The organism is Clostridium sp. ATCC BAA-442 (assembly GCF_964239415.1).
Lineage (GTDB): Bacteria > Bacillota > Clostridia > Oscillospirales > Oscillospiraceae > Flavonifractor > Flavonifractor plautii.
Window position 1 is genome coordinate 1 of sequence record NZ_CAXSQB010000013.1, and the last position, 19381, is coordinate 19381.

The 19381-nt window shown below is 64.7% G+C and carries 19 protein-coding genes and 1 pseudogene; 16 read left to right on the top strand and 4 right to left on the bottom strand.

Annotated elements, in window-relative coordinates:
- From ACESY8_RS07560 to ACESY8_RS07570, 3 genes are all read right to left on the bottom strand, one after another.
- Window positions 1-1935, bottom strand: a 1935-nt coding sequence (locus ACESY8_RS07560; RefSeq protein WP_498794685.1) for a transglutaminase-like domain-containing protein, incomplete at its 3' end; no start/stop codon positions are given.
- Window positions 1932-2942, bottom strand: coding sequence for a DUF58 domain-containing protein (locus ACESY8_RS07565; RefSeq protein WP_054339336.1), 1011 nt, complete (start codon window positions 2940-2942; stop codon window positions 1932-1934). The genes ACESY8_RS07560 and ACESY8_RS07565, both read right to left, overlap by 4 nt.
- A 4-nt stretch (window positions 2943-2946) precedes the next feature.
- Window positions 2947-3879 carry an AAA family ATPase gene (locus ACESY8_RS07570; RefSeq protein WP_039997891.1) on the bottom strand — a complete coding sequence of 311 codons (933 nt, stop codon included), beginning with the start codon at window positions 3877-3879 and terminating at the stop codon, window positions 2947-2949.
- Between the two features lie 257 nt (window positions 3880-4136).
- Between ACESY8_RS07570 and rimP the strand changes: the two genes are divergently transcribed.
- The 14 genes and pseudogenes from rimP to ACESY8_RS07640 all read left to right on the top strand — a co-directional run bounded on the left by rimP (window position 4137) and on the right by ACESY8_RS07640 (window position 18322).
- Window positions 4137-4592 (top strand): ribosome maturation factor RimP, encoded by a 456-nt coding sequence (gene rimP / locus ACESY8_RS07575; protein ID WP_007495083.1) that lies wholly within the window; start codon window positions 4137-4139, stop codon window positions 4590-4592.
- Between the two features lie 84 nt (window positions 4593-4676).
- Window positions 4677-5834: a transcription termination factor NusA gene (gene nusA, locus ACESY8_RS07580; protein ID WP_044938606.1), complete on the top strand. Its 1158-nt coding sequence runs from the start codon at window positions 4677-4679 to the stop codon at window positions 5832-5834.
- A gap of 107 nt (window positions 5835-5941) precedes the next feature.
- Window positions 5942-6148 carry a hypothetical protein gene (locus ACESY8_RS07585; protein WP_054339337.1) on the top strand — a complete coding sequence of 69 codons (207 nt, stop codon included), beginning with the start codon at window positions 5942-5944 and terminating at the stop codon, window positions 6146-6148.
- Between the two features lie 232 nt (window positions 6149-6380).
- Window positions 6381-6653, top strand: a complete 273-nt coding sequence (gene rnpM, locus ACESY8_RS07590; RefSeq protein ID WP_009257480.1) for an RNase P modulator RnpM — start codon at window positions 6381-6383, stop codon at window positions 6651-6653.
- Entirely contained in the window at window positions 6646-7167 is a 522-nt protein-coding gene (locus ACESY8_RS07595) for a L7Ae/L30e/S12e/Gadd45 family ribosomal protein (protein WP_434307869.1), read from the top strand. Before rnpM ends, ACESY8_RS07595 begins: the two co-directional genes overlap by 8 nt.
- Before the next feature lie 96 nt (window positions 7168-7263).
- On the top strand, window positions 7264-9618 hold the full coding sequence (infB, locus tag ACESY8_RS07600) for a translation initiation factor IF-2 (RefSeq protein WP_007495074.1): 2355 nt from the start codon (window positions 7264-7266) through the stop codon (window positions 9616-9618).
- A gap of 542 nt (window positions 9619-10160) precedes the next feature.
- A complete protein-coding gene (locus ACESY8_RS07605) occupies window positions 10161-10571 on the top strand; it encodes a hypothetical protein (RefSeq protein ID WP_204682403.1) in 411 nt (136 codons plus the stop codon).
- Between the two features lie 33 nt (window positions 10572-10604).
- Window positions 10605-10994, top strand: a complete 390-nt coding sequence (rbfA, locus tag ACESY8_RS07610) for a 30S ribosome-binding factor RbfA (RefSeq protein WP_007495066.1) — start codon at window positions 10605-10607, stop codon at window positions 10992-10994.
- A gap of 5 nt (window positions 10995-10999) precedes the next feature.
- Window positions 11000-11953, top strand: coding sequence for a DHH family phosphoesterase (locus ACESY8_RS07615; RefSeq protein ID WP_498794686.1), 954 nt, complete (start codon window positions 11000-11002; stop codon window positions 11951-11953).
- Between the two features lie 101 nt (window positions 11954-12054).
- The gene (truB, locus tag ACESY8_RS07620; RefSeq protein WP_009257484.1) at window positions 12055-12921 is read left to right on the top strand and encodes a tRNA pseudouridine(55) synthase TruB; all 867 of its coding nucleotides are present in this window, start codon (window positions 12055-12057) and stop codon (window positions 12919-12921) included.
- Between the two features lie 4 nt (window positions 12922-12925).
- Window positions 12926-13834, top strand: coding sequence for a riboflavin biosynthesis protein RibF (gene ribF / locus ACESY8_RS07625; RefSeq protein WP_007495060.1), 909 nt, complete (start codon window positions 12926-12928; stop codon window positions 13832-13834).
- A gap of 38 nt (window positions 13835-13872) precedes the next feature.
- Entirely contained in the window at window positions 13873-15192 is a 1320-nt protein-coding gene (locus tag ACESY8_RS07630) for a DUF1576 domain-containing protein (protein WP_007495058.1), read from the top strand.
- Window positions 15193-15787: 595 nt separating this feature from the next.
- A pseudogene (locus ACESY8_RS07635) lies at window positions 15788-16240 on the top strand (leucine-rich repeat domain-containing protein); the annotation flags it as partial.
- Between the two features lie 114 nt (window positions 16241-16354).
- Window positions 16355-18322 carry an S-layer homology domain-containing protein gene (locus ACESY8_RS07640; protein WP_498794693.1) on the top strand — a complete coding sequence of 656 codons (1968 nt, stop codon included), beginning with the start codon at window positions 16355-16357 and terminating at the stop codon, window positions 18320-18322.
- A gap of 46 nt (window positions 18323-18368) precedes the next feature.
- Here the strand turns inward: ACESY8_RS07640 and ACESY8_RS07645 are convergent, their stop codons facing one another.
- Window positions 18369-18686: a winged helix-turn-helix transcriptional regulator gene (locus ACESY8_RS07645; protein WP_054339107.1), complete on the bottom strand. Its 318-nt coding sequence runs from the start codon at window positions 18684-18686 to the stop codon at window positions 18369-18371.
- Window positions 18687-18807: 121 nt separating this feature from the next.
- Here ACESY8_RS07645 and ACESY8_RS07650 point away from each other — a divergent pair, with 121 nt between their 5' ends.
- Window positions 18808-18939 (top strand): nitroreductase family protein, encoded by a 132-nt coding sequence (locus tag ACESY8_RS07650; RefSeq protein ID WP_275556853.1) that lies wholly within the window; start codon window positions 18808-18810, stop codon window positions 18937-18939.
- Window positions 18936-19355: a nitroreductase family protein gene (locus tag ACESY8_RS07655; protein ID WP_275556852.1), complete on the top strand. Its 420-nt coding sequence runs from the start codon at window positions 18936-18938 to the stop codon at window positions 19353-19355. Before ACESY8_RS07650 ends, ACESY8_RS07655 begins: the two co-directional genes overlap by 4 nt.
- Window positions 19356-19381: the final 26 nt, after the last annotated feature.

Here is a 19381-nt window from a genome sequence, read left to right on the forward strand (position 1 = left end):
GTCGGGGGCGCGGCTGGCCTGGGGCGTGGGCGTGGGAGAGGGGGTGGCCTCGGGCTCCTCCGCGCCGCTCTGGCCGGGAGTGCTCCCGGCGTAGACGGGGGTGACCTCCACCGGCTCCCACCCGTAGCCGTCGATATAGACCTCCACCCAGGCGTGGGCGGCGGAGTCGGGCACGTTCACGCGGCCGGAGGCGGGCACGTCGGCCACAAAGCCGGAGACATAGCGGGCGGGGACGCCCATGCTCCGCAGCAGCAGCACGGCGGCGCTGGCAAAGTGCATGCAGTAGCCCCGATGGCTCTCGGTGAGGAACCAGGCCACAAAGTCCTCCCCCTCCGGCGCGGCGGGGGTGTCGGGGTCGTATTCCGCGACGGCGGCCAGGTAGTCCGCCACCACCTGGGCGGCTTCCAGCGCATAGGGCTGCTTCACAGAGGCGGGGGAGGCGTACTGGGCCTGCCGCAGCCAGTCGGCCAGCGGCTCCAACGCGCCGTCCAGCGCCTGGCGGAGCGCCGGGTTTTCCGAGTAGAGGGGCACCTGGAGATAGTACTCCCGCACAAAGTCCGCGTAGGCCGCCTCCGCCAGAGACAGCTCCCCCCGCAGGCCCGCGGAGGCGGCAGGGGAGGCGTCGGGCTGGACGTAGATGGTGTGGGTCCACACCCGGGCCGCCCGGGCCAGATAGGCGTCGTGGACGAATTCCGCCCCGGACAGCTCGCCGGGCTGGGTCAGGATATGGTAGGGGACGTAGACATAGCCCGGATCAGCCCCCACATTGCGCACGGTGATCCTGGCGTAGGGGCTCTCCGGGTGGGCGTCCCGAACCGCCAGGGCGGGGAAATTCATGGGCTGGAACTGGGCGAACAGGGACTCAGCCCCAGTGACGCCAAGGTCCATGTCCAGCGTGACGGGCGCTCCATATGTGACGCCGCGGAGGCGGGCCTGCCAGTTGTAGGCCGCCTCATCCAGCGGCTGCCAGCTCTCGCCGTCATATACCGCGTCGGAGAGCCCCCGCAGGTAGATGCGGCCAGTGAGGTCGGTCTCCACCTCCAGCACGGTGCGTCCGGAGAAGCGCAGCGGCCCCGCGTCGGAGAGAGAGACGGAGCCGTCGGCGTCGGCCAGCCGTCCCCCGCCGCTGCCAATGCCGAAGGGGCCGCTCCCCTCCAGCAGGCCGTCCCCCAGGCGGACGGCCTGATTGGTGAGGTGCTGTAGGGCCCGGTCGGCCCAGGCGGGGCGCTGGTAGGTGTCCATGGGCATGGCCAGGCTGAGGGCGGCCAGCAGCAGGGCGGCGGCCGGAAGGGCGGCCAGGTTGAGGCGCGCGGCCCCCTGGGGCGAGGTGCGGGCCAGCAGGGAGGTGAGGGCCGGCACCACCCACCCCAGCACCAGGGCCATCAGGGGCAGCCAGCCCGGGGTGACCGAGATGCACAGGGGGAGCAGCACGAAGGGGAAGGAGCTGACGAAGACCAGCCAGAAGGAGCGCAGGCGCACGACGCCCAGCCCCAGCAGGGCGCCCAGCGGTACCAGGGCCAGGAGGACGAGCAGGGTGGCGCAGTTGGTCCAGAGGGCTTCGGGGAGGGAAAGGGCGGGCTCCAGGGTGAAGCCCAGCTCCAGGCTGGCGGAAACGGTGTTGACCACGTCCACCCGCAGGGCGTCGGCACCCAGGGCCAGCGGCTGCCACAGCCGCCGCACCGCCAGGAGACAGGCGGCGGCCAGCAGGGCCAGGGGAAGGGCCCACCAGCGGCGGGGGAGGGACCAGAGGCCGAGGAAGGCCAGTGCGGCGGCGGCGCAGCCCAGCAGCAGGGGGAGGGCGTGAATCTGGACGGAGAAGGCGGTAAGGAAGGAAAAGACGGTGCCCGCCAGCACCAGAAGGAGGAGGCAGCCGTCCCCCAGCAGGACGGCGGGCCCCCGCCGCAGAGGCGCGGCGGCGCGGCGCTTGCGCTTCATGGCGCACCTCCTTCCAGTCCGGTGGGCGTTACATGGATGTGCCGGAGGGGACCGGCGCGGCCGGGCAGGCGCAGGGCGGTGTCCAGGATGGAGCGTCCCTCCGCCGGGGCGGGCCGGGAGAAGGCCAGCTCCAGGCAGGCCAGCAGGGCCCGCTCCGAGTCCACCAGCCGCCCCTCCACGCCGCCGCCGGTGGGGCTGGCCCACTGGATATGGTGGGGCCTGCCCCGCTCCAGCAGGGCCCAGGACAGGGCGCACAGCCGGGCGAAGGTCTGGTCCAGCGCCGCGGGGGCGCCGAAGTGGTCATAGGTGAGCACCAGGGTGGTCTGCCGGGGCGCCAGGGTCTCCCGCACCACCAGCTCGTCCCGCTTGGAGGAGAGCTTCCAGTGGACCGAGCGCAGGGGGTCCCCCGGCCGGTAGTCCCGCAGATCGTAGTCCTCCCCCGGCCCTCCCCCTGGGCGGGGGAGGAGCGCGCCGCCGCCGGGGCCGCCCCCCAGCAGGCGCTCCGGCAGCGCCTGCTCCATATCGGGCGGCAGGATCAGCACCGCCGCCGGCCGCCCGGTGGGGATGGGCAGGGGGAACAGGCCCAGCAGATCGCAGGTCCAGGCCCGCTCCGCCCGGCAGATCAGCCGGCCGCAATGGGGGGTGGCCAGCTCCAGAGTGGGCGGAGCGCCCGGTGCGGTGCGCACGGGCTCCCACCGCACCCGCCCGCCCGCGCCGATGAGCTGGTTGCTCCAGTGGAGACGGGCCTGAAGCCGGGGCAGGGGCAGGCGGGTACGGCTGCGCAGCCGCACCTGAAAGACCGCGTCCTCCCCCTGTACCACCGTGGGAGCGGCGGAGGTGAGAAGCAGTGTGCAGCCCAGCACCGACGGCAGGCTCAGCAGCACCGACAGCAGGGGGAGCAGCAGCACCAGCGCCAGGGTGAAGGTGGACAGGTAGAAGCGGAACACGATCTGAAAGAGCACTGCCCCGCCCAGCAGGGCCGCGTAGGCAATCCGACGGTACGCCATGGCGTCAGGAGATCCGGGGGGCGGGCACCCGCTCCAGCAGCTCCGAAGCGGGGTCGAAGGAGCGGTCGGCCTCCGCACGGGGGGAGAGGAGCAGCCGGTGGGGCACCACATCGCCAAAGACCAGGGACACGTCCTCCGGCAGAACATAGTCCCGGCCCCGCACCAGGGCGGCGGCCTTGGCCATGGCGGTGAGGGCCAGGGTGGCCCGGGGGCTGGCCCCCTGGAGAATCATGGGGTGGCTCCGGGTGGCGCCCACCAGGCGTACGATGTAGTCCAGCACCTCGTCGGATACGTAGACCTGTCCGGCCTGGGCCCGCAGGGCGAGCAGGCCGTTGAGCTCCAGCACCGGGCGCACCCCCTCCAGGAGTGCGCCCCCCTGCCGGCGGCGTACCATGGCCATCTCGTCGGCCGGGGCGGGGTAGCCGATGGACAGGCGCACCATGAACCGGTCCATCTGGGAGTCGGGCAGAAGCTGGGTGCCGGAGGCCCCCGCCGGGTTCTGGGTGGCGATGACCAGGAAGGGCTGGGGCACCGGGTGGGACACCCCATCCACCGTCACCTGCCCCTCCTCCATAGCCTCCAGCAGGGCGGACTGGGTGCGGCTGGTGGCCCGGTTGAGCTCGTCGGCCAAAAAGAGGTTGCACAGCACCGCGCCGGGCTGGTACTCCATCCGGCCCGCCTCCTTGTTGTAGAGAGTGAAGCCCGTGATGTCCGACGGCATCACGTCGGGGGTGAACTGGACCCGGTTGTACCGGAGGCTCAGGGCCCGGGAGAAGGCCAGGGCCATGGTGGTCTTGCCCACGCCGGGAATGTCCTCCAGCAGGATGTGGCCCCCGGCCAGAATGGCCAGCAGCACCTTTGCCAGTACCTCGTCCTTGCCCACCACGGCGCGGCGCACCTCGCCCAGAATGGCGGCGGCCAGCTTGCTCCCCTCCATGGAAACGCCCTCCTTATCATCTGTCTTACCCTCCATTCTAGCAGAGCTTTGATTTATGTCAACGAAAAAAGAGTTACAGATTGGGCTCCGGGCCAAACAAACGCGCAAAACCTCTTGCACTGCGGGATTTTTTGTGCTATAGTACATACGATAGTAAGTAGTGGTATGGTGAGAGTGGGGTCGCGGCTCCGCTCTTTCTTATTGAAAAAACGGGGTATGTAAAATTATGGGAAATACCCCGAAACGGAGGTCAAACCATGGCGAAAGTGACGGAGCTGGTGGCCGCTCTGGCCGCCCCCATTGCCGAGCAGAACGGCTGCACCCTCTGGGATGTGGAGTATGTCCGGGAGGCGGGACAGTGGTTCCTGCGGGTGTATATCGACAAGCCGGAGGGGATCTCCATCAACGACTGCGAGGCGGTGAGCCGTCCCCTGTCCGACGCGCTGGACGAGGCCGACCCCATTGAGGGAAGCTATGTGCTGGAGGTGTCCTCCGCCGGCGCAGACCGCCCCCTGAAAAAGCCCGCCCACTTCCAGCAGTTCCTGGGCGCGGAGGTGGATGTGCGCCTCTACCGGCCCCTGGACGGCCGAAAGGAGTACACCGGCGTGCTGAAGGGCTATGATGGCGGCGATGTGACCATCGAGACCGCGGGCGAGGCCCGCACCTTTGTCAAAAAGGATGTGGCGCAGGTGCGCCTGACGGTGCATTTTTAAGGAGAGCGGGTACGGGCCGGGGGCCCGTACCGACGATGCAGGGGCGACCTGCGGCCGCCCGCAGGAGAAATAAGGAGTGCAGTTATGCCGAAGAAGAATGCCAAAGCGCAGAAGTCCAACGAGCTGGACGGGGCGGAGTTCTTTGCCGCCATCAACCTGATTGAGAAGGAGAAGGGTATCCCCAAGGCCTACATGCTGGAGAAAATCACCCAGGCCCTGGTGTCCGCCTACAAGCGGGACCACGAGGGCGCGGGGGACAACGTGACCGTGGAGGCCGACGAGGAGGCCGGCACCGTGCGCATGTTCGTCAAGAAGGATGTGGTGGAGGAGGTCGACAACCCCTGTACCGAGATGAGCCTCCAGATGGCACGGGAGAAGCTGCCCCACGCCCAGCTTGGCGACGTCATCCGCATCGAGGTGCGCACCCGCGACTTCGGCCGCATCGCCGCCCAGACCGCCCGCCAGGTGATCATCCAGGGTATGCGGGAGGCCGAGCGGGGGATGATCTACGACGAGTTCTCCTCCAAGGAGCACGAGATCCTCACCGGCGTGGTCACCCGCGTCGATCCCCGCTCCGGCGCGGTGAGCCTGCGCATCGGCTCGGGCAGCGAGGCCACCGAGGCCTTCCTGGCCCCCGGCGAGCAGGTCAAGGGCGAGGCGTACCTCGAAGGGATGCGCCTGCGCGTCTACGTAGTGGAGGTGCGCCGCTCCACCAAGGGACCCCAGGTACTCATCTCCCGCACCCACCCCGGCCTGGTCAAGCGCCTGTTCGAGCTGGAGGTGCCCGAGATCTACGACGGCACCGTGGAGGTCAAGTCCATCGCCCGTGAGGCGGGCAGCCGCACCAAGCTGGCCGTCTGGTCCGCCGATCCCGACGTGGACCCCATCGGCGCCTGCGTGGGCCCCCGGGGCCAGCGGGTCAACAACATCGTGGAGGAGCTCAAGGGCGAGAAGGTGGATATCATCAAGTGGTCTGAGGAGCCGGCGGAGTACATTGCCGCCGCCCTGTCCCCCGCCGATGTTGTCAGTGTGGCCGTCCGGGAAGAGGGCAAGGCCTGCCGTGTGGTGGTGCCCGACGACCAGCTCTCCCTGGCCATCGGCAAGGAGGGCCAGAACGCCCGGCTGGCGGCCAAGCTGACGGGCTGGAAGATCGATATCAAGCCCGCGTCCGCCCCCGCCGATGAGGAGCCGGAGGACGAAGAGGACGTCCTGCTGGACGACGAGGCCGAGACCGAGGAATAAGCCCTGCGGGGGCGGCCTCCTGGGTGGGGCTGGCCCTCCCTGGGACCCGCCGCAGGCGGGACGGCGCTTGCGCCGCACAAGCGTTTTGCCAAAGGCAAAACCTTGGTTTGGGGCAATTCAGTTGTCCCAAACGGGATGGAAACAGGGTCCCCGCAAAAGGCCCTGCCTTTTGCGGGGCGGGTCAGAACGCCCGGCTGGCGGCCAAGCTGACGGGCTGGAAGATCGACATCAAGCCCGCGTCCGCCCCCGCCGACGAGGAGCCAGAGGACGAAGCGGACGTCCTGCTGGACGACGAGGCCGAGACCGAGGAATAAGCCCTGCGGGGGCGGCCTCCTGAGTGGGGCTGGCCCTCCCTGGGACCCGCCGCAGGCGGGACGGCGCTTGCGCCGCACAAGGGTTTTGCCGAGGGCAAAACCTTGGTTTGGGGCAATTCAGTTGCCCCAAACGGGATGGAAACAGGGTTCCCGCAAAAAGGCTCCGCCTTTTGCGGGATGTCCGCACACGTAGGGGCCGATGCCCACATCGGCCTGCGAGGAGGCGAGAAAAATGCCCAAGAAAATACCCCTGCGCCAGTGCGTGGGCTGCCGGGAGATGAAGCCCAAGAAGGAGCTCATTCGGGTGGTCAAGAGCCCGGAGGGAGAGGTATCCCTGGATTTCAAGGGGAAGAAGCCGGGCCGCGGGGCCTATGTCTGCCCCGATGCGGAGTGTCTCAGGCGGGCGCGGAAGTCCAGGGCGCTGGAGCGGGCGTTCTCCGCCGCCATGCCCGACGGGGTCTACGACGCGCTGGAGGCGCAGATGAGGGAGGGCGGCGATGGATAACGTGCTGCATCTGCTGGGCATTGCCCGCAAGGCGGGCCGCGTGGAGGTGGGGGAGGAGCCGGTTGGTGCTTCCGCCCGGGCGCGGCAGGCCAGGCTGATTCTGGTGGCCTCCGATGCGGCGGACAACAGCGCCCGCCGGGCCGCCCACTTTGCCCAGGCGGGTAAGGCGCCCTGGTTCCGGGTGCCCTACACCAAGGGGGAGCTGGGCGGCACAGTGGGCCGCGCATCCTGCGCCATGCTGGCCCTCACCGATGTGGGGCTGGCGGCCGCCCTGCTGGCCAGGCTGGCCGCCGGAGCGCCGGAGACCTACGGCGCGGCGTCGGCGGAGCTGAGTGAGAAGGCGGACAAGGCCCTCCAGCGCCAGAAGGAACAGCGCCGCCACGAGAAAAAGCTGCAAAAGGGCGGAAGGAAGCCGTGGGCGGCCCCGCCCGCCCGGAAGGAGTCCCCGCCGGAGCCCGCCGGGAAGCGGGCGCTGCCCCGGGGCAGGCTGACCGTCAAGAAGAAGACGCCATGAGACCATGGCACACAATAGGATTGGAACAACGAGGGCTTGTTCCAATAAGAAAGCGCAGCGGCCCCGCCGCGTTTTCCTATTGGCGCAAGCCCGCCGATGGAGGTGGCTTATTTGCTGAACAACAAGTATCGCGTGCACGAGGTGGCCAAGGATTTCAAGAAGAACTCCAAGGAGATCACCGACATTCTGACGAAATATGCGACGGCTCCCAAGAACCATATGCAGGTGCTGGAGGACCGGGAGCTCTCCCTGATCTTCGAGTACCTGACCCAGCACAACCAGGTGGACAACATCGAGAGCATCTACGCCGAGGTCTACCGGGAGCCCAAGGCTGCCCCGGCCCCCAAGGGGGAGCCCGCCAAGGCCGCGCCCCAGGCGCAGAAGCCCGCCGCGCCGGCGGGCAGGCCCGCGCCCCAGCAGCCCCAGGGCAAGCCGCAGCCGGCCCAGCAGCCGGCAAACCGGCCCGCTACCCGCGTCCCCGAGAAGAAGGTAGTGGACACCCGGAAGGGCGGCCAGGTGAACCTGGAGAAGTACGACGAGCGGCTGGAGAACCTGGCTGCGGGCAAGACCAAGCAGATGCAGGCCGGCAAGCAGAAGTTCCAGGGCCGCAACCAGCGCAAGGGCGGCTTCCAGGGCAGCAAGCGCCGCCAGGAGGAGCAGGAGAAGATGCGCCGGCTCCAGTTGGAGATCGCCAAAAAGACTCCGCTGACTGTCAAGATCCCAGACGCCATCGGCGTGGGCGAGCTGGCCTCCCGTATGAAGAAGACCGGCGCCGAGGTGGTCAAGACCCTGATGAAGAACGGCGTCATGGCCTCCCTCAGCGACGTCATCGACTTCGACACCGCCGCCATCATTGCCGAGGAGCTGGGCTGCAAGGTGGAAAAGGAGGTCATTGTCACCATCGAGGAGCGGCTCATCGACACCGCCGAGGACAAGGAGGAGGATCTGGAGCCCCGCGCCCCCGTGGTGGTGGTCATGGGCCACGTCGACCACGGCAAGACCTCCCTGCTGGACTATATCCGCAACGCCCACGTGGCGGCGGGCGAGGCCGGCGGCATCACCCAGCACATCGGCGCCTATCAGGTGAACGTGCAGGGCAAGACCATCACCTTCCTGGACACCCCCGGCCACGAGGCCTTCACCGCCATGCGCGCCCGCGGCGCCATGATCACCGATGTGGCCATCCTGGTGGTGGCCGCCGACGACGGCATCATGCCCCAGACGGTTGAGTCCATCAACCACGCCAAGGCGGCCAACATCCCCATCATCGTGGCCATTAACAAGATGGATAAGCCGGAGGCCAACCCCGAGCGCATCAAGGAGCAGCTCACCAAGTATGAGCTGGTGCCCGAGGAGTGGGGCGGCGAGACCATCATCTGCCCCATCTCCGCCAAGACCGGCGAGGGCATCGACAATCTGCTGGAGATGGTCAACCTGACCGCCGAGATGCAGGAGCTCAAGGCCAACCCCAACCGCTCCGCCCACGGCGCGGTCATCGAGGCCCGGCTGGACAAGGGCCGCGGCCCCGTGGCCACCCTGCTGGTGCAGAACGGCACCCTGAAGCAGGGCGACGTGATCATCGCCGGCACCGCCGTGGGCCGCGTCCGCGCCATGACCAGCGCCAAGGGCGAGAAGCTCACCGAGGCGGGCCCCTCCGTGCCCGTGGAGATCATCGGCATGGGCGAGGTGCCCGGCGCGGGCGACGACTTCCACGCCGTGGCCGACGAGCGCATGGCCCGCGAGCTGGTGGAGCAGCGCAAGCATGAGCAGAAGATGGCCGCCTCCGCCCCCGTGGGCAAGGTGAGCCTGGAGGACCTGTTCAGCCAGATCAAGCAGGGCGAGATGAAGGATCTGAACATCATCGTCAAGGCCGACGTCCAGGGCTCCGCCGAGGCCGTCAAGGCCAGCCTGGAGAAGCTGTCCAACGAGGAAGTCCGGGTGAGGGTCATCCACTGCGCCGTGGGCGCCATCAGCGAGAGCGACGTCATGCTGGCCACCACCTCCAACGCCATCATCGTGGGCTTCAACGTCCGCCCCGACAACAACGCCAAGGAGTCCGCCGCCCGCAACAACGTGGATATGCGCATGTACCGCGTCATCTACGACTGCATCAATGAGATTGAGACCGCCATGAAGGGCATGCTGGCTCCCAAGTTCAAGGAAGTGGAGCTGGGCCAGGCCGAGGTGCGCAACGTGTTCCGCATCACCGGTGTGGGCATGGTGGCCGGCTGCTATGTCACAAACGGCAAGATGCAGCGCGGTGCCCAGATGCGCCTGCTGCGGGACAACATCGTCATCTACGACGGCGCCATCGCCTCCCTCCAGCGCTTCAAGGACAGCGTGAAGGAGGTCGCCCAGGGCTACGAGTGCGGCATCACCTTCGAGAAGTTCCAGGACATCAAGGAGGGCGACGTGATCGAGGCCTATCTGATGGAGCAGATCGAGGTGTAACCCTGCCTCCTGCGGAGTCCCCTCCTCGCGGCAAAGCCGCTGCGGCCTACGCTAAAAATTTGCCGCAGGCAAATTTTCTTCACGCTGCGGTGGAGCAGATCGGGGTGTAAAGCTGTTCCCGCAGCCTGAACCGGGCCGGAGCCCAGCGAAGCGGGTTCGGCCCGGAGAGGAGACGCAGCGGAAGGAGCGAGCTTTGCCGTAAGCGGCAAAGCGAGGGATCTGAAGCTTGCGGCGACGAGGTGGAGCAGATGGAGGTATAAATTTCTTACGGCTTCGTAAAACGCCGTAGGGGCGACCCTTGTGGGCCCCCCCGCGGGCGGCCATAAAGGCCGCCCCTACGATATGGAGTGGCCAGCTGGGGCATGCGGTATGCTGCCGGGCTATCGTGCCGCATGTCTGGCCTCACGCGAGAAATTCGCAGGGGCCGATGCCCACATCGGCCCGCCGCGCCCCAAGCCGGTAAAAAATTAAATCAGACCCGTTCCGTCCCCAAGTCATTTGAGGAGGGGGCGGGTCTGTGCGTCTTTATCGGGAGGATTTTTATGAGCGCCGTCACCCTGCTGTGTGCCGACCGCCCCCTGCCCCTGTACGACTCCGGCATCCGCCGGGTCGAGACCAGTTCCCATGGCGGGTACACGGTCAGTATTGAGACGAGCGGATTTTCCGTGGGGGAGCACACATACTACCGGGAAGCGGTGGAGAATCTGTACCTGACCATGAAGCCCTGCCGGTACGAGCTGGATCTGCGGGCCACCCAGGAGGACGCGGCGGAGCTGCGGGCCTATCTGGTGAAGCATCTGCGCCCCGGAGAGACCGTGGAACTGTGGAACCTGTGGGTGGGGGACGGCCCCGCGCGGCCGAGGCGCTTTTCCGGCGCCCTGGGGGATGTGGAGCTGGACACCCTGAAGCAACTGGAGGAGAACTTCCAGACCTGCCTGACCATTCGTATTTGACCGGGGGCGCAGCCCTCTGGAAAGGAGTATATTATGCCGAGCAATCGCATCGGACGCATCAACGAGGAGATCCAGCGGGAGCTGGCCGCCCTTATCCGCACCGTGAAAGACCCCCGGGTGCACGGCCTGGTGTCCGTCACGGCGGTGGACACTACCCCGGATCTCCGCTACGCGAAGATTTACGTCAGCGTGCTGGACAAGAGCGACGTGAAGGAGGTCGTCAAGGGCCTGAAGTCCGCCGGGGGCTACCTGCGGCGGGAGCTGGGCCGGGCCCTTTCGCTGCGGTACACCCCGGAGCTGCAGTTTGTGGAGGACGACTCCATCGACACCGGCGCCCACATCCTGAGCATGCTCCGCAACCCGGAGGTGGTCAAGCCCGCCAACCCGGCCAATGCCCACATCGAGCTGGACGGCGAGGAGTGAGCGCCATGACGGTGAAAGAGACCGCCGCCTTTCTGCGGCAGCATGACAACTATCTGATTCTGACCCACAAGCGCCCCGACGGGGACACCATCGGCTGTGCCGCCGCCCTGTGCGAGGGGCTGCGGGCCCTGGGCAGGACGGCGTGGATCTGTCCCCACGCGGAGGAGACCCACCTGTTCACCCCCTATCTGGAGGGCCGCCTGGCCCCGGAGGGCTATGTTCCGGATACGGTGGTGAGCGTGGACATCGCCGCCCGCAGCCTGTTCACCCGGGCTGGAGAACCCTGGCTGGCGCGGGGGGTTGATCTGGCCATCGACCACCACCCCTCCCAGGCGTTTTTTGCGGTGCAGACCTGCCTGGACGCCGGGCGGGCCGCCTGCGGCGAGCTGATCTACGACATTCTCCGGGAACTCGGCCCCATCACCCCCGCCATGGCGGTGCCCCTCTATGTAGCCGTGTCCACCGATACCGGCTGCTTTCAGTACAGCAACACCACGGCGGACACCCACCGGGTGGCCGCCGCCCTGATGGAAACCGGCATGGACGTGTTCTCTCTCAATAAGCGCCACTTCCGCACCAAGAGCTGGGCGCGGCTTCAGGTGGAGCGGCTGCTCACCGAGCGGATGCACCGCTATGAGGACGGGAAAATCGCTGTGGCCCCCGTGTCCCTGTCCCTCATGGACGAGGCGGGCGCCACCGAGGAGGATATGGAGGACATCGCCGCCTTCCTGGGACAGATTGAGGGGGTGGAGACCTCCGTCACCATCCGGGAGCTGGCGGAGGGGGGCTGCAAGCTGTCCGTCCGCACCAGCGGCGGCCTGAACGCCACGAAGGTGTGCGCCCGGCTGGGGGGGGGGGGGGGCCACGCGGCCCCCCCGGGCTGCACCGTCTCCGGCACCCTGGCCGAGGCGGAGGCGGCCATCCTGGACGCCATCCGGCAGGTGGAGGCAGGGGCATAGAGGACGCGGCCTGCCTGTAGGGGCCGACCTGCGTGTCGGCCTGCTGCCCGCCCTAAGAACCAGAAAAGACGCCGATATTTGGCGCACAGGAGGCCACTTTTATGGCAAATGGAATCATAGTGATTGATAAACCCCAGGAGTGGACCAGTATGGACGTGTGCGCCAAAATCAGGGGCGTCCTCCATGAGAGGCGGGTGGGACACGCCGGGACGCTGGACCCCATGGCCACCGGTGTGCTGCCTGTCTTTGTGGGGCGGGCGACGCGGGCGGTGGAGTTTGCATCCGAATCCGAAAAGGAATACATCGCTGGGTTAAAACTCGGCGTAGTCACCAATACCCAGGATACCACCGGCCAGGTGGTGGAGGAGCGCCCCGTGGAGGCGGATCGGGCGGCCCTGGAGGGGGCGCTGGCCGCCTTCCGGGGGGAGATCACCCAGATTCCGCCCATGTACTCCGCCCTCAAGCGGGACGGCAAGAAGCTCTATGAGCTGGCCCGGGCGGGGAAGGAGGTGGAGCGGGCCCCCCGGCCCGTCACCATCCACGCCCTGGAGGTGCTGGACCAGACCGGGCCGGACCGCTACACCCTGCGGGTGCGCTGCTCCAAGGGGACCTATGTGCGTACCCTCTGCCACGACATCGGGGCCGCCCTGGGCTGCGGCGGGTGCATGTCCGCCCTGCGCCGCACCGAGGCCGCCGGGTTTTCCCTGGCGGAAGCGGTGCCGCTGGAGGCGTTGCTGGACGCACCTGACCCGGCGGCCCTGCTCCGGCCGGTGGACGCCTATTTCTTCCGTTATCCGGCGGTGACGGTGGAAGGGACGGCCCTGCGCAAGGCGAAGAACGGCAACCCGTTTCCCTGCTCCGCGGCCGACGGCGACTGGCGGGTGTACGGCCCCGGCGGGGAATTCCTGCTGCTGGGCCGGTGCGCCGGGGGGATGATGAGCACTATCAAGAGCTTTTTCGAGGTGTAGCGGTATGCAGACAGAGAAACGTGTGATCGCCTTGGGCTTTTTTGACGGCGTCCATCTGGGCCATGGGGCCCTGCTGCGCCGGGTGGGGGAGAAGGCCGCAGAGCTGGGGGCCGTTCCTGCGGCGGTCACCTTTGACACCCACCCGGAGAACCTGATTTTAAAAACCCCTGCGGTCCCCCTGCTCAGCTCTCCCCTGGACCGGGCGGAGCTAATGCGGCGGTTCTACGGTATCCGAGAGGTCATTGTGGCCCACTTTGACGAGCGGATGATGCACATGCCCTGGCGGGAATTCGTCACCGATTATCTGGCGGGGGAGCACGGGGCGGTGCATCTGGTGGCAGGCCATGATTTCCACTTCGGCTACAAGGGGGAGGGCAACCCGGAGCGGCTCCAGGCCCTCTGCGGGGAGCTGGGCATCGGCTGCGACATTATCCCCAAGGTGGTACAGGACCATATCACCATCTCCTCCACCTATATCCGTACCCTGGTGGCCCAGGGGGAGATGGAGCGGGCCAACCAGTTCCTGGGCCACCCCCACACCCTGACCGACACGGTGGCCCACGGCAAGAAGCTGGGGGGGACTTTGGGGTTCCCCACGGTGAACCTGCGTTTTCAGCCGGGGGTGCTGGTGCCCGCTCACGGGGTGTACGCAACGCGGGTGACCTTTGAAAACGGCGAGAGCCGCCCGGCGGTGACCAATATCGGAGTGCGGCCCACGGTAGACGACGGCGACCGGGTGACTGTAGAGGGGTTCATCCTGGATTTTCAGGGAGATCTCTACGGCCAGACGGTCCGAATGGAGTTCTACAAGCGTCTGCGGGGGGAGCGGAAGTTCCCCAGCCTGGAGGCATTAAAGGACGAGGTCATGCGCAATGCGGAGCAGACCCGGACCTATTTTTCCACGCAGCCCTGAGCCCCTGAGACTGAGGATGAGGAAAGAGAGGGAGCCCCATGCGTTATAAAAAGCTCTACCCCGCCGTCATCTGCTTTTGCGTCTTCCTGGCTGCCATCGGACTGGTGCTGGGCGATCCGTCCACTGTGCTGCCAGGACTGTGGAAGATCATCGTTACGGAGGACGCGCTGATCACCGACTACGTGAAAATTGCGGGTGTAAGCGCGGCCCTGGTCAACTCCGCCCTGGTGACGCTGGTGAGCCTGCTGCTGCTCTACTTGAGCAAGGAGCCGCCCAACGGCTTCACACTGGTGGAGCTGGGCCTGATGGCTGGCTTTTCCCTGTTCGGCAAGAACATTGTCAACATCTGGCCCATCATCGCCGGTACCTTCCTGTACGCCAAGGCGCGGCGGGAACCGTTCGGCAAGTATGTCTCCGTGTCCCTGCTGGCCACAGCCCTGGCCCCGGTGGTGAGTTATGTGGCGCTGGACAACGGCTTCGGCAACCTGTGGTGGGGTATCGCCGTGGGACTGCTCATCGGCTTTGTGCTGCCGCCCCTCTCCGCCTATACATACAAAATCCAGAACGGCATGAACCTCTACAACATGGGCTTCGCCTGCGGCCTGCTGGCCATGATCCTGGTACCCGTTATGAGCTCCATGGGAGCCAATCCCACCGTGGCCCACCACTGGGCGGAGGGCTATAACCTGCACTTTGCTATCTTCCTTGGGGTGCTCTGTCTGGGGCTGACTGTGGCAGGCTTTTTTTTCAGCGGCCGCCCGGCGTGGGCCGCCTGGGCGGGGTACCGCCGCCTGCTGCGCACCACCGGCCGGGCTCCCAGCGATTACCTTCGCATGTTTGGGCCCGCCCCGGTGCTCATCAACATGGGGGTCAACGGGCTCATCGGCATGGCCTTCATCCTAGCCACCGGCGGCGATCTCAATGGCCCAACCCTGGGCGGTATTCTCACCATCATGGGCTTCTCCGCCTTCGGTAAGCACGCCCGCAACATCACCCCCATCATGCTGGGCGTGGTCATCGGCGGCGTTTTTATGCACTTCGATATCAACCAGAGCTCCGTGCAGCTCGCCCTCCTGTTCGGAACCACTCTGGCCCCTATCTCGGGCTATTTCGGCTGGCCCTTCGGCATCGTGGCGGGGTTCCTCCACTCCTCCGTGGTGCTCCACGCCGGAACCCCGGTGGAGGGCATTAACCTGTATAACAACGGCTTCTCCGGCGGCCTGCTGGCCATCGTTCTCTATCCCATCATCAGCGAGGCCATCCGCCACCACCGGCCGGGGCTCCAGGACCGCGACTACTTCGATGACACCATCGAGCACGACGAGCCCCTGGTCCCGCCTCCTGCCCGGCGAAAATGAAAATCAGGTCAAAAGAGGTGCAGCGCTCCCGAGGGAACGCTGCACCTCTTTTTTGCGCAGAGGAGGCAAGGATCTCTCCAAAACGCTGCCGAAGAACGGACACCAATTTGAAAAAGTGTACCTTTTCAAACACCCTGCCTTTGTTCTATAAATTGAAGTATAGCATAGAAAAGGAGCGATATCAATCACTTTATGGAAAGGTAGTTCTTACAATCTGCTGCTTTGAAAAGGTACACAATTCCAAATCAGAAGATGGGAGGCAGATTTATTTATGAGAAGCAGGTTACTAAAGATATTGATATGCTTAATTATGATTATTTCTTATATTCCGATAACTGCGATTTCCGTTGAGTCAGGAGAATCAGTGGTAGATGGAAGCACGGCAGGGGCGCCAATCGCAGTGCCGGAAGAAGGGCTTGCTATTTCGGGCGGAACCTTATATGGAATCGATAAAACATGGTTTGCAAACGTTAATCCTGATAAGGGAAAGGTTTATTTGGCTATCTCTATCCCCTCAGGCGTGACGGAAATTAATAACGATGGGCTCAAGGATTCTTATACAAGCGATAAAAAATTACATGATGCAGTCACATATATGGATGGGTTGGGGAGTTTCAGTGTTGCAGCTCTTAGTTTTGATGATGCAACTGGACTTGAAACAATTGGTGAGCAGGCTTTGCAGGGGAACAGCCAACTGACAGGGATACTTGATTTATCAGCGACAAATGTCTCAGTAATTAAAAAAAGCGCCTTTTCCGGCTGCTCCAATCTGACAGGAGTTGTTCTACCAAAAACGTTGAAAGAATTAGGAAGCAGATCATCCTCTGCCGGTTCTGTATTTAACGGGTGCGAAGGACTTCGGTATATCCGCGTGGCCGGTAGTAGTAACCAGAATGCGGTTTTTGAACTGCCGGAGGGCCTTACCTATATTGGAAGGCAGACATTTAAGAACTGTTTTGCTTCCGATGTGGATGCAAAGGTAATTATTCCTGCTAGTGTAGAGACAATCGGAAGTGAGGCGTTTTACAGCAAACGGATTTCCCAGATCATCATTCAAAAGGAAGGAGACGGATGGGATCCACGATTAACCGGATATGATACATCTGCATTTAAAACCGGAAACGATGACCTGTTGGTGGTGTTTTTAAATAGGAAAAGCTATGTGGACTATACAGTGGGCCGGAGCTTTACAGGGGCGGTAAAACGTGCATTGTCCTATCCGGTGACGCTCACCTTTCAGAATGCCAAAGAGGGTGTCATCAAGCAGGATAAACTAAACTATCAGTCCATTCAGTATGAGTATGATGAGGCAGCAGGATTTTGGGCCGTCAACCAGGACTATCTGCTTCCGCAGCCCGCAGGAGAACAGGTGTCCAAGCCCGGTTATAATACATTTTGGACAGTGGACGACAAAAAATTGACAGACAGCGGAAAAATAAATATTACTTCAGATAATCCAACGGTAGAAATAGACTATGTCATACAGAACCCGACAATTCAACCTGTTGCGGACGGTACTGTTCAAGCGGATTTCCACACATTAAGCATAGATTTGGATGCGGCGGGCCCGCATACCGTAGGGGTACAGGTTTCACACCCACTGCTGAAAGAGCAGCAGGGCACAGAGGATACCTATGTGTATTTCCAATACTGCTGGTGGGATGAATCCGGAGAGGAAAGCGGTGTCAACGGCCCCAGAAGCAGGGCGGAACCTGAATTGTTTTCCAGCTCCGCTGAAAACGGAATTCTAAATCGTGTCAAGACGGAAAATGCGGTCATTCCTATCGACGGCCAGGAGCACGCCAGGACCGATGGACACTACTACATGGTCGAAATCTATGGTTACCTGGTGGAAAACGGAGGTACCCCGGAGCTTTTCTACAAGTCCCATCACAATTTTATTGATTTCGGTTCGGACTCCGACACGGAGGCAACCGTGAGCAGGAGCTATACACTCCAAGTGGAGGTAACTCAGGTAGAGCGCCATGCAGTTCTCTTCCAGACTGGTGAGCATGGTACGCTGGAGGGGACTTCCAACTTTGCAGTAAAAGACGGGTCCACGATGCGTAAGAGCGGTTATCCTGTACCGAGCGTTGCTGCGGACAGCGGATACAGCTTTACCGGCTGGCTGGGAACGGATGGTATAACCCGCACCAGTAATGAAGTGCTGGATCTGACGGTCACCGGGGACATGACCTTTACGGCGCAGTATGCAAAGGATTCCGGCTCCGGCGGCAGCACCGGCACGACCCGGTACACCATTGAGGCCAGCGCGGGCCATGGCGGCGGGATCAGCCCGGACGGCAGGGTGCGGGTGAGCCGCGGCAGCGACAAGACCTTCCGCATCACCCCCGATGCCGGGTATGAGATTGCCGACGTGCTGGTGGACGGCGAAAGTGTCGGCGCGGTCAGCCGTTACACCTTTGAAACCGTGCGTAAGAACCACACCATTGAGGCGGAATTCCGCGCCGTGGAGAAGGCCCCGGATACGGGCGTGGACCGCTGGCTCAACACCACCGACCATATGGCCTACCTCAATGGCTACGGAACCGGCCTCTTCGGCCCCGACGACCACATGACCCGGGCCCAGGCGGCCCAGATGTTCTACAACCTCCTGCTGGACCAGGAGGTGTCCGCCGCGGTCCGCTTCACCGACGTGCCCGCCGACGCCTGGTACGCCCGCGCGGTGGAGACCCTGGCCTCCCTGGGCATGGTGGAAGGCGTAGGCGGTGGGAAATTCGCCCCGGAGCGCACCATCACCCGGGCGGAGTTCACGGTGATGGCCATGCGCTTTGCCCGCCTGCCCGAGGGCGGGGAGAATCCCTTCTCCGATGTGACCTCCTCCGACTGGTTCTACGACCAGGTGGTGGGGGCGGTGCAGTACGGGTGGATCACCGGCTACACCGACGGCACCTTCCGGCCGGAGGCCACCATCACCCGGGCGGAGGTGACGGCCATCACCAACCGCCTGCTGGACCGGGCGGCGGACGAGGACTACGTGGACGACCACGCCGGCGAGCTGCGCCAGTTCCCCGATGTGAGCGCCTCCTACTGGGCCTACCACGACATTGTGGAGGCCACCAACGCCCACAGCTACCGTGTCTATGACGGCGAGGAGCACTGGATGTAAGCGGGAAATGGCAAGGCCCCCGGAACCAAGGTTCCGGGGGCCTTATTCAGCCGGCCTGGATTGCCTCATAGGCCTGCATGCCCCACTCGCTCAGGGCGCGCAGATAGGGGTCAATGGACCGCCCCAGCGCCGTCAGAGAGTACTCTACCCGGGGCGGAATTTCGGGATACTGCTCCCGGTGGACCAGCCTGGCTCGCTCCAACTCCTCCAGGGACTTGGAGAGCATGACGCTGGAGATGCCCTCCAGCCGCCGTTGGAGTTCGTTAAAGCGGATTACCTCCTGCTGGTTGAGCTCCCACAGGATGCGCAGCTTCCACTTGCCGCTTACCAGCCCCAGGGCAAATTTGGCCGGACAGCCCTCCATGGTGTTGCCTCACCACTAAGTATTTTCTTACCGGCTAAAGAAAAATTGCGTACTTGTACTTTTTTCGCCGCTGTCTATAATGATACCAACAAGGACCAGAAAAGGAAAGGGGTATTTTAAAATGGAAATACAGCAGGCGATTGAGATCCGGCGGAGCATCCGTGCCTATGGGGACCGGCCTGTGGAGCGGGAGAAGCTGGAGGCCGTGCTCCGGGCGGGCAACCAGGCCCCATCTTCGGCCGGCTCCACATGAGCGTCTTTGCGGGGCCGGAGCAGCTCCAAGCGGTGGACGCGGCGGCGGTGGCGGGCATGGCCCGCTCCGGCGTGCCCTTCCTGGAGAACCTGGCCGCCCAGGAGGGCTATCACCCTCTCTACGGCGCGGCGGCCCTGGTGGTGCTCTCCGCCCCCGGCGGCCTGGATGAGAAGGGCTTCAACATGGCCAATGTATCCTGCGCGGCGGAGAACATGCTGCTGGCCGCTGCCGGGCTGGGACTGGGCTCCTGCTTTCTGATGGGGCCCATGGCCGCCTTCTCCGACCCGGCGCCGCGGGCCCGGCTGGAGCTGCCCGAGGGCTACGAGCCCCTGGTAGGGGTGGCCCTGGGCTACGCCGCTCTGGAGCGCCCCGCCGCCCCGGAGCGGACGGATGCCGGTATCACCTGGTGCAGATAAGCAAAGCGGAGGGCGCCCGAGAGGGC